Origin of the sequence: Microcoleus sp. A6-C6 (assembly GCF_036705955.1) — a bacterium.
In the GTDB taxonomy this organism is placed as follows: Bacteria; Cyanobacteriota; Cyanobacteriia; order Cyanobacteriales; family Microcoleaceae; genus Microcoleus.
Window position 1 is genome coordinate 46,389 of the sequence record NZ_JAUBVR010000004.1, and the last position, 10,496, is coordinate 56,884.

General features: G+C 45.5%; 11 protein-coding genes. 5 read left to right on the forward strand and 6 right to left on the reverse strand.

From position 1 onward, the window contains the following. Positions 1-32: 32 nt before the first annotated feature. The 3 genes from QUB52_RS03420 to QUB52_RS03430 form a co-directional block, all read right to left on the reverse strand. Complete coding sequence (locus QUB52_RS03420; protein WP_332974213.1) at positions 33-833, reverse strand: hypothetical protein; 801 nt, start codon at positions 831-833, stop codon at positions 33-35. Between the two features lie 395 nt (positions 834-1,228). Beyond that, positions 1,229-1,966 (reverse strand): tetratricopeptide repeat protein, encoded by a 738-nt coding sequence (locus QUB52_RS03425; protein WP_265237547.1) that lies wholly within the window; start codon positions 1,964-1,966, stop codon positions 1,229-1,231. 41 nt (positions 1,967-2,007) lie between these two features. Further along, entirely contained in the window at positions 2,008-2,622 is a 615-nt protein-coding gene (locus tag QUB52_RS03430) for a tetratricopeptide repeat protein (protein ID WP_332974212.1), read from the reverse strand. 195 nt (positions 2,623-2,817) lie between these two features. Between QUB52_RS03430 and QUB52_RS03435 the strand changes: the two genes are divergently transcribed. Continuing rightward, positions 2,818-4,068 carry a WD40 repeat domain-containing protein gene (locus QUB52_RS03435; RefSeq protein ID WP_332966868.1) on the forward strand — a complete coding sequence of 417 codons (1,251 nt, stop codon included), beginning with the start codon at positions 2,818-2,820 and terminating at the stop codon, positions 4,066-4,068. Between the two features lie 413 nt (positions 4,069-4,481). Here the strand turns inward: QUB52_RS03435 and QUB52_RS03440 are convergent, their stop codons facing one another. Together QUB52_RS03440 and QUB52_RS03445 are read right to left on the reverse strand one after the other, a co-directional pair. Continuing rightward, a complete protein-coding gene (locus tag QUB52_RS03440; protein ID WP_265237542.1) occupies positions 4,482-5,417 on the reverse strand; it encodes an isoaspartyl peptidase/L-asparaginase in 936 nt (311 codons plus the stop codon). 62 nt (positions 5,418-5,479) lie between these two features. Beyond that, the gene (locus tag QUB52_RS03445; protein WP_265237541.1) at positions 5,480-5,635 is read right to left on the reverse strand and encodes a DUF2256 domain-containing protein; all 156 of its coding nucleotides are present in this window, start codon (positions 5,633-5,635) and stop codon (positions 5,480-5,482) included. Positions 5,636-5,887: 252 nt separating this feature from the next. Between QUB52_RS03445 and QUB52_RS03450 the strand changes: the two genes are divergently transcribed. The 3 genes from QUB52_RS03450 to QUB52_RS03460 all read left to right on the forward strand — a co-directional run bounded on the left by QUB52_RS03450 (position 5,888) and on the right by QUB52_RS03460 (position 9,575). After that, on the forward strand, positions 5,888-6,961 hold the full coding sequence (locus QUB52_RS03450; RefSeq protein ID WP_332976116.1) for an RNA methyltransferase: 1,074 nt from the start codon (positions 5,888-5,890) through the stop codon (positions 6,959-6,961). Positions 6,962-7,217: 256 nt separating this feature from the next. Next, positions 7,218-8,822, forward strand: a complete 1,605-nt coding sequence (locus QUB52_RS03455; RefSeq protein ID WP_332973738.1) for a serine hydrolase — start codon at positions 7,218-7,220, stop codon at positions 8,820-8,822. Positions 8,823-9,179: 357 nt separating this feature from the next. Next, entirely contained in the window at positions 9,180-9,575 is a 396-nt protein-coding gene (locus tag QUB52_RS03460) for a hypothetical protein (protein WP_332973739.1), read from the forward strand. A gap of 88 nt (positions 9,576-9,663) precedes the next feature. Here QUB52_RS03460 and QUB52_RS03465 read toward each other — a convergent pair whose 3' ends face one another. After that, positions 9,664-9,891, reverse strand: coding sequence for a hypothetical protein (locus QUB52_RS03465; protein ID WP_265236279.1), 228 nt, complete (start codon positions 9,889-9,891; stop codon positions 9,664-9,666). A gap of 175 nt (positions 9,892-10,066) precedes the next feature. On the opposite strand from QUB52_RS03465, the gene QUB52_RS03470 reads away from it, so the two are divergent. Beyond that, on the forward strand, positions 10,067-10,492 hold the full coding sequence (locus QUB52_RS03470; protein WP_332966874.1) for an endonuclease domain-containing protein: 426 nt from the start codon (positions 10,067-10,069) through the stop codon (positions 10,490-10,492). Positions 10,493-10,496: the final 4 nt, after the last annotated feature.

Genomic DNA, 10,496 nt, shown 5'->3' on the forward strand with positions numbered 1-10,496 from the left:
TTCCAGATCGGTTTTGAGATCGGTGTATTTATTCAGACGGATCGCCGGTTGAGGTAGCTGCGAATTAAATCAGCCATTTTTTGTTGTTTTTTATGATTCAAACTACTACTTAAAAAGAGGCGATCGCCCCCATTGGTTAGCAAATACACCTTGCATAAGATACCATTTTCGGTGTGTTTTGTTTCTAATTCGACTTCTGAAATTTCAGCGAGCGAGCGTTCAGAAACTTCATTCACCCATATTCCTTTTTTCTTCATAGTTAAGGTACTTGCATTTTTGTCAAAAATGTAAGTTTCAACAATAAAAGAACGCAATACACCAGAAAAGACTCCAAAACCAATAACTAAAAACAAGCTAGGAAAAAGCATTATCCCAAAACTTAATAACCGATTATCTTTTTCTATCACCAACCCTCCGGTCGAGGTTTGTATATATTTATTGAACGAATTTGCATCCTCGGTACTTTGATTGGCTAGCAATAATTCCCCTTCCTTCGTCACCAAAAATACATGGTTCACAGTCATGGGGTTGCCATCACTATCAGTAGTCTTGCTTGTCTCAAATCTAGCTCCCTGGACTTGCTCGATCGAGATTAATTCGCCTTGCTTTAACCCCATAAAACTCGATCTACTGAGTTCGCAAGTTGCGATTTTTGGCTCAATTTTGTTGCAGGAAAGTCTTTCCACTCCAGCAGATGCCATAATCAAGAGCATCATAAATAAAGGTATTCCTGAAAATCCCGTTACCCATACTGTAGGAGATATCGCACCATAAATCATTTCTCCTAAATTATTAAGCTTTAGAAGATGTTCGGTTTTTTTGATAACTTTCATCTTAGGTATTAGCTCCCGTGTAATTAATTGAAATTTTTTACAAAATTTTGCAGAGTTTTGACTGAAAAATTTAGTTTTCCTATGATTTCTACAGAAAAGCTCTTAACTACAATTATTAAACAGTTTTCTTTTCAGGTCAATTCATATAATTCATTAATTAAATTCATAAAAGTCATAATTATTGTATGTTGAGGGCGGGCAAGATGCCTAACTCCTACTCCCCACAAGAGTTTATTCAAACTTGGCTGTAAAGTTTAGATGTCGGATAATTAGGACTTAGATAAAACCCATAAACCGGACTTTTTACTGAATCTGCGGATTACAACGAAGTATTTTTGCAAAAAAACCCGGTTTGGTTTCTTCAGTCGGAGTGTATCCAAGACTGCATCTGAACCTCACTTTCCCAGCATTCCCCAATAAGCCGCGCCGTAAAGTTGAGCAGCCTGCATAGCTTCTTCGTCACAGCCTTGAGCTTTGAACAAAGTCTCGGCCTGTTTTAGATAGCCCATTGCTTGTTCTTTATTTTTTGTTTTGTCTTGAAGTATCAAAGCTAATCCCAATCTCAGGTGAGCATCAGCATCATTAGAATCACTTTTGATTGCAGTTTCCCAGTGGGTAATTTCCTCTGCTATAGTCTCCCATTTAAGTTCGTTAGAGTTGTCTGTGGGAAAGCCATCAAGACCGTAATTTCGGATATCCAAAAATGTCGCAATGACTTCGGCTTTTTTGTGCTTGCTTCCTAAACCAGTGCTGAAGGAAGAAGTTAGAGGAACACGTTGCTTACCTGAGTGCAACACAAGACAGACACGATAGGTATTGCTCTCGCTACTTGACATTTCCTGTATTTCCACACCTGAAATATCTTGAAGTAGGTGTTTGATAAGTTTCGTCTTGGCAATGAGTGGTTTATGCCGCTTGATAGTCAGATGACCGAGATTTTTGTCAAATGTAATTGTCTCAATCTCTACGAATATCATCAACAGCAAACCAACTACAGCAAATAAATAAACGAAAAAACTGCCAGAAGACAAACCCCCAAACAAACCGACCAATAAAAAACTCCCCCCAACAAATAGCTGTATCCAAAATGCGAACATTTCTACGAATTTTAGTTTATCTGATGTCTGTTTCATGATTTTATGTTTAATCAATTTCAAGTGAATGTGTATGTGGGTTATTTAGCCTTTGCTTGGACGATCCTCTTCGAGGGCTTCGCTAACGCGCTTTTGGTATTTTCAATAGCCTTGACAGCATAAGCATCGCCAGGACGCACCTGCAAAGCTTTGTTAAAATGGATTAAAGCCGTTGGATAGTCTCGCTGCGCGTAGTAGACATAGCCGAGTTTCATCGATTGTTTGAACTCATCTTTGCTATCGGGTGCTAGAGAACTTTGAGAAGATAGCCCAGAACTCGGAGGTGATTTTTGACTTGGTGATGGAGAAGTGTTAAGATCCCCAGGAAAAGAAGAGGGCGATGGATTGTTATTTTTTAGTTCTTGATTCAGCTCAGAATCCGGGCTGTTTGTAAAATTTGCGCCATAAAATACTGAAGTAGTAAGACCTCCCAAAATAAACATTAGCAAGCCAGCACATTGAATCAAGAAAGTTTTTCTAATTTGTTGATTGCTCCAATTTTTGATATAAAAAACTAAGGCAGCACAGGGTACAATTAAGTAAAGCACTCCCCAAAAAGTTTCCTGTCCGAAAGCTTGAACTAATCCCCAAATATAGCCAACAAGACTTAAAATCAAACCGAGGCCAAAAAATAAGGCGATCGCAATACCAGGCATTTTGTTTCTCCGGTTAATGTAGAATTATTTAGCAAACTGTAGAAGTCAGGATTTCCGCAGATTTTTTACCCGAAACTCTTTTGGTTGTTTGCTGTGTTAAAAATAGATTAGCGGTGAAAGCAGTTCGATCGCGCACAGCGAATGTTAGGATTTTGGTTAGGAATTTGACTAGGAACTCGATCGCGACTGCCACAAATGACACCCTCAACCCTCGATCGACCAGAAGAACCTTTTACACGGGCTACCCGCGACTGGGACATCGAAAAGCTTTACACCGACTTGGCCAACGCCAAACTAGAATTTGCCCCGCACACCCGAAGAGGGCTGACACCCGTGGAAAAAAGGCACTTGTGCGGCTTGCTGTGCGGTTGCAGCCCGGCCGAAATTGCGGCACTTCTCAACAAACAAATCAAAGGTGTAGAAGTTGACTTATCCAAAACTTTGTATCGATATATAGAAACGCTGACAAATCGGCCGAGAAATGCCCTCAAAAATTGGAGAGATGCGATCGACTGGCTGGTAATAGCCGGGTATAAAAAACAACCAAAAACCTCATCCGGCGCAACCTTAAAAGCCACCCTCCAGCATTCAGACAGCATTCTATCCGCCGCGATCAGTCCCGACGGAGAATTACTCGCAACAGGTTCCCACGACAGTACAGTGAAGGTTTGGAGTTTGCACAGCGGGGAACTGTTGCGGACTATTTGCGGACATTCAACAGCCGTATTGCTAGTTGCTTTCAGCCCCGCTAGCAAAACGCTGCTGACTCGATCGCGCGCGGGCACAGTCAAACTCTGGAACCTGCAAAACGGCGAACTGCTGAAGCGCTTAGCAGACGTACACCGCCACGAATCCGTCGCCGTAAGCCCCGACTGGCAAATTTTGGCGATCGGCACCACCTGTGGCACTGTCAAGCTGCAACACCTCAATAGCGGCCAACTGTTGCAAGTTTTGAAAGGCTATCAAGGGGATGACATAAGTGCGATCGCCCTGAGTCCCAACGGCAAAACGTTAATAGCCAGCGGGCTGAATGCAGCCAGCGGTTTCTGTCGCGCCACCGTCACTTTGTGGGAATTGCCGGGGGGAGAAGTGCGGCGAACATTTGGCAGCGAAAATTATGTGGCAATTACTCCCGACAGCCAAACTCTCGTATGTCACGGGAATAAAACGATCGCACTGTGGAATTTGCAAACAGGCGAATTATTGCATTCGCTGCAAACAGGAATTCGCATCACTTCCGCCGCCGCGATTAGCCCGGATGGGAAATACTTTGCAGTGGGCTGTTTTGATGGAACTGTTAGGATTTGGAATCTTCGTGGCGAATTGTTGCATACTTTGGATGGACATTCTAGCCCTGTGTCGGCGGTGGCGATCGGGCAGTTGAGCGAAACTTTGGTTAGCGGCAGCGATAATGGTACTGTTAAACTTTGGCAGTTGCGAATTTAATAAATTACCTATTAAATATCGGGGGATGGTGCGCAGTGCGCACCCTACGAATCACTCATTAAACATCTAGTTTGTAGGGTGTGCACTGCGCACAGTTTGACGAAGAATCACTAATTAAATATCTAGTTTGTATGGTGTGCACTGCGCACAGTTTGACGAAGAATCACTAATTAAATATCTAGTTTGTATGGTGTGCACTGCGCACAGTTTGACGAAGAATCACTAATTAAATATCTAGTTTGTAGGGTGTGCACTGCACACCGGTTGACTTTATAGCGTGCCACCTAAGCATCGGTTAACTAAGGGGATGGTACGCAGTGTACACCCTACGAATTATCAGTAAGGTTCGCACTGCGCACCATCGTAATTACCAATCAAGATCGGGTTTTGTTACGGAAAATCAAACCGCTTTTCTAAGCAACAAAAACCAACGTTCCTTTGTTTGCTTCCAAAGTATCGCCCATTTGCGTACCGTTGTGAAAAGCACCGAGAATGATCTCGCTAGTTTTGCCGATCGCGATCGCACCGCTAGCATCAATCCCGATCGCACCAAAATCTCGTTTGCGATCGTCAGCTTCCGCAAAAGAACGCTCAAAAGCAGCCTTCAAACTCAAACCATCCGTTACCCGAATCACAATTCGCGCCGCTAAACACTCATCCATGATGTGCTCGCCGATACCCGTACAGCTAACCGCCGCATTGCCCGTCGCGTAATTTCCCGCCGGCATAGCAGAGTCGCTAACCCGCCCGATGCGCTCAAAACCCTTACCGCCAGTCGATGTTCCAGCAGCCAAACATCCCTGAGTATCCAAAGCTACAACTCCGATCGTGCCAACACCCGCAGGTTCCGCCACCACATTAGCCATTGCTCTGTTAAAATTACCTTGACGTTCCTGCATCCACTCGTGCAAACGCAAATCCGTCATCGGATCGTAAATCGGCAAATGAAGTTCTCGCAGCAATTCCGCCGCACCATAATCTGATAGTACGCGATCGTCCGAAGTCTGCAAAAACTTAGCAAGTTCGATCGGATTTTGCACACGAGCAACATTAATCGCGCCACTGAAACGCTGAGCCAAACCGTCCATCAGCGAAGCACTCATCCGAATTTGCCCGTCCGACTGTACCACAGAACCCGTACCGGCATTAAATCGCGGGTCATCTTCCAACAACCGACAGCCCTGCACGACTGCATCTACGGCACTTGCACCGTCTTTCAGCAGCGGATAAACTGCCTCCAAAACATCGTAAAGCGATTTGCGCACCGCTTCAATTCCGCCCTTGCTTTGCAGACAACTACCGGCACCGCCGTGAATAACTAGCTTTGGTTCCACCTGTTGCGATGCCATACTTTAACCTAAAATTTTTCCTTTGCAATTTTAGCCTCAGTTTGGCAAATAGCAAGACATTCTTAATTTTCTGTACTATTGCGGCGACGGCGACAGCGATCCGAACAGTATTTTACCTCATCCCAGCAGTCGGCCCATTTTTTGCGCCAAGTAAAAGGTCGATCGCACACAGGACACATCTTCGTCGGTAAATCGGACTTCAATCGCTGCTTAGCCATGCTAATTTTGACAATACGTCATCTTAAATTATCTGCGTTAATCTGCGTTAATCTGCTTAACAGTTGACAGTTGACAGTTGACAGCGAAGTTTTTAGGCAGGGGATTTAAGCCCCAGCCTAAAAACAATCCACCTAAAGGTGGGCGCTTAAATCCCCTGTGATGCAGGTTAATCTGCATTAAATCTGCGGTTTCTCTATAATTCCAAGATTTATGCAATAACTCTCAATTCAGCAAAATATCTCCCAGTAAAAATGGTCGCAACGGCATTAGCCAACATCCGAATAGTCTTAGTCGAACCCGCAGGGCCATTAAACGTGGGTTCAGTAGCCCGCGTCATGAAAAATATGGGTTTGCGCCAATTAATTTTGGTAAATCCCCAGTGCGATCATTTAGGGGAAGAAGCCCGATTGATGGCTGTGCGCGCTGCTGACATACTGGAAACGGCGAAGGTTGTTGAGAGTTTGCCTGCTGCTTTGGTAGGATGTGTCAGGGCGATCGCAACTACAGGAGATGATGGTCGATCGCACCCAATGCAGCTAGAAGCACCAGCAGATGCCTTACCTTGGTTGCTAGAAGCCCCCAGCGCCCTAATTTTTGGTCGAGAAGACTGTGGATTGACTAACAGCGAATTAAACCGCGCCCAGCGCTTGATTCGGATTCCCAGCAGCGATGCTTACACTTCCCTAAATCTTGCACAAGCTGTGGCTATTTGTTGTTATGAGTTGTATCGCGAGGAAGGTTTCCGAAGGAAGAAGGAAGAAGGAAGAGGGAAGAAGGAAGAAGGAAGTTCGGTAACAAATTCTGTAACGGATTTAACAGATACAAGGAATAAGGAAGAGGCAATATTTTCCCAATCCCCCCCTCTCCCCCTCTCCCCCTCTCCGAATCCCCCCCTCTCCCAATCCCCCCCTCTCCCCCTCTCCCCCTCTCCCAATCCCCCCCTCTCCCCCTCTCCCAATCCCCCCCTCTCCCCCTCTCCCAATCCCCCCCTCTCCCAATCCCCCCCTCTCCCCCTCTCCCAATCCCCCCCTCTCCCCCTCTCCCCCTCTCCTCCCCCCAACAGTGCTCCCTTGGAAAATTTAGAGGGATATTACCAGCAACTAGAAACGCTGCTGCTGAAAATTGGCTATTTGCAGCCGCACACAGCAGCAAGTCGGATGGAAAAATTTCGGCGTTTGTACAATCGCGCTTATCCGACAGTGGATGAAGTCGCCATGCTACGGGGCGTGATTCGTCAAACAGAATGGGGATTAAAAAGTTATCCGCGATCGCCAGTTTCTGATATTCTTGATGGGGCTCTGCCCGAAAATCCAACGGATACTTAGGGCAAATGGTGATAATTTGGGATGTGAGATTAACAATTTTTGGTGACAACTTGACCTACCCACTTGTCACCAAAGAAACCGGGTTTCTTGACTAAAAACCTACGCTTTAAGGTAATTTCCCAGCAATCAACCCGGTTTTTGATACCACGGGTGCGTTTGGGATCAATCCAAAATCTCAAATCCAAAATCTCAAATTGATTGGCTGGTAAGCTAAAAAATCTTAAACTTAAACTTTACAGTGTACAAGGAGTAAGACGTGGCAGAGCGGTTTCCCAAACGATCGATATTATCAGTGATGTCCTCGCTGGCCTCTGCCGACTCCGGCCCAAAGCCGCCTAAATCCGGCAAAGCAAGTCAGTCTGGCAAATCCGGTAGCCGCCGCCCTCCTCAACCGCCAAACGGCCCGGAAATTCCAACATCAGAACCTGCGACTTTCCCACCACAACCAAGCCGCAGCAAGAGAAGTAGAGCCAATACTCCCGCACCTACCGCCGCAGAATTGAGCGCGCAGGACTTTTTGTCAAATCCCCAATCGGCGATTAATCCCAGAAAACCCCGAACTACCAAAACTCCCCAGTCGAAGACTCGCCAACCGCGTAAAAAAGGCCTCGCTGCTGTGGATATGTTCGTTTTTCCCGAACCGACTTCTCCTGTCAGCACTCCCGCCAGCAATCCCATCAGCGAAACCCAAACTACAACTCCCCTCGCACCTCGAAAAAGTCGAGCCAGCACACCACCAGAGAGCATTCCAGACTCGGTAATAGCCCCCAAGCTCAAAAAAGCTCCCGTGCCGAAGCCACGCTCGCAATCGAGCCAGAGACCGGGCAAACGCTCTGCAACTCGGAACGTGCCACCGTTGGTATACGCTACTCGGTTGCTGATTTTGGGAGTTGGGATTGCGGTGATTTGCGGTACGCTGCTGTCAGTGGTAAATGCTGTGAGTCGATCGAGTGTAGCGACACAAGAAACGCCCGCAGGCAAGAACCCAGCCGATAGCGCAATTGCAGCCCCAGCCGCCCCAGAAGCATTGCAATTGAATCAAGAATTAGCAGCTTTGAAAACGGAAGTTCAGGTTTTAGCAACAGAAAATCCTACTTTGACAGCAGGAATATTTCTAGTTGATTTAGATAGTGGAAGCTACCTAAATTTTAACGGCGATACTCCTTTTGCTTCAGCGAGCACAATTAAAGTGTCAATTTTAGTAGCTTTTTTCCAAGCAGTAGACGAGGGCAAAATCCAGTTAGATCAGATGTTAACGGTGAAGCCGGAAAATATTGTGGGCGGTTCTGGAGATATGCAAGATGACGGGCCTGGTAAGAAATATTCGGCTTTGGAAGTTGCCAGAAAAATGATTGTGATCAGCGATAATACGGCGACAAATATGATGATTGAGTTGTTGGGAGGTGCTGAGGTTTTGAATCAGCAATTTGCCAACTGGGGATTGAGGGCGACGGTGTTGCGAAATAAGTTGCCGGATTTGGAGGGAACGAATACTACCAGCCCGAAGGATTTGATCAATATCATAGCCCAGATCGATCGCGGAAATTTGGTTTCTGTCAAATCGCGCGATCGTATTTTGCAAATCATGCGCCAAACTAAAAACGATACTTTGCTACCGAGAGGCTTGGGCGAAGGAGCAGTGATTGCTCACAAAACGGGCAACATAAATACAATGCTAGCCGATGCAGGGATGGTGGATTTGCCAAACGGTAAGCGTTATTTAGTAGCGGTGATGGTGAAGCATCCGGCGGAAACAGAGAAACCAGCTCAAACATTGATTCGGGATATTTCTAAAATGACTTACCGCTATTTGAACGATGGGGAAACGCCCGCAGATTCAAAAGTGAAAATTAAAAATTAATTGATTCACTGTAAAATTGGTTTGAGGAAAACCGGGCGAATGGAATTCGCGGCTACACAAACAAAACCCGCCTCCGTGGGTTGAAGAAAACCGGGCGAATGGAATTCGCGGCTACACAAACAAAACCCGCCGACGCGGGTTGAAGAAAACCGGGCGAATAGAATTCGCGTCTACAAAAACAAAACCCGCCGACGCGGGTTGAAGAAAACCGGTAAAAATTATATTTTACGTTATTTTCTTGAGTCCCTCTGATCTCGGACATCGTTTGTGTAGACGCGGTTTCAACCGCCGTATTCTCTATTCCGGGTATGTTAGCGCAAGCCCTGTAGAGTTTAGAAACTATAAAGAGTTTGTATTATGAAACTAAACACCCGACTGACTTGTTTGATAGCGCTTTCAACCTTAGCTGTTGGAGTCTCCCCCGCCTTGAGCAATCCCCTTCGCTCTTCTCAAAGTCAACTCACCGATATTACAGTTATTTCCAATAACATCGAACTGAATCGAGCCAAAAACTTAGCCCGTCAAGCAGCAGAAAATGCTAACGGAGGTTTGGGACAATATCGAGCCGAAGCATCGATGCACGGTGCATCAGCAGAATCGCCTTTTGTTGACAACGGCGATGGTACTTGGACATTTACTTTTCAAGGTTACAAACCCGGTTCGTCTGTCTATACGGTAGAGACGGTTGTTACTGTTTCCCAAGATGGAAGCATCACAGTCAATTACAACGGGCGCATTCGTAGCTCTAACTAATTTTAACCATGCTGGGGAAAGTTGCGATCGCCAATCCTAGAATTATTTTAGTCGATTTGGGCGATCGCACTCTCAGTCAATTTTAGATTTACAGAGATTCAAAACTAGCAGTAAAGCCCTCTAAAGTCAAGCATTCTTCCATAAAATCCTCTACATCATTGACATTCTCAATCTGATATTCCATGATCCGTTCACCGTCGCCTTTCATCTTTTTGGAAGAAAGAGGCGTAGCCGGATATTTGTCAGCAATGACTTTGAAAGCTTTGGAATTGAGAGTCCAGCTTTCCGCAGAACATTTAATGATTAACAGCCACATGATAAAATTCCTCCTTTGGTTTGGTTGACTAATAGTGTGAAACAGATTGTGCCACGATCGGGTAAAGGTGAGGTGCGATCGGATATTATTTTTTGGATTTTGGATTTAGCCACCAAGGAAACCACCTATGGGAGGGGTATCATAAGATAAATCACAATTACGTATCTTCAACTTTATGAGATACCACATCATCCCCTATAACCCCAAACTTAAGGAATTTGCTCGCCAGTTGCGCAACAATATGACCCCAGGCGAGATCAGTCTTTGGAAATATGTCAAAGGCAAACAAATCATGGGCTATGATTTCGATCGCCAACGGCCTATCGATGAATTCATAGTAGACTTTTACTGCAAACAATTAATGCTGGCGATCGAGATTGATGGATCTTCCCATGACAGTGAGGAAGCGCAAAAGCGCGATCGAGAACGACAATCTCGGTTGGAATCGCTTGGCGTGAGATTTTTGCGCTTTACAGAACAAGATGCAAAGTATCACGTTGAAGGTGTTCTAGAGGTTATTCAGGGTTGGATTTTGCAGAATGGATACAACCCAATCCCGCTCAAAGGCCGAGGCGGAAACACACCCCCAGCCCCTTTCTAGAGGA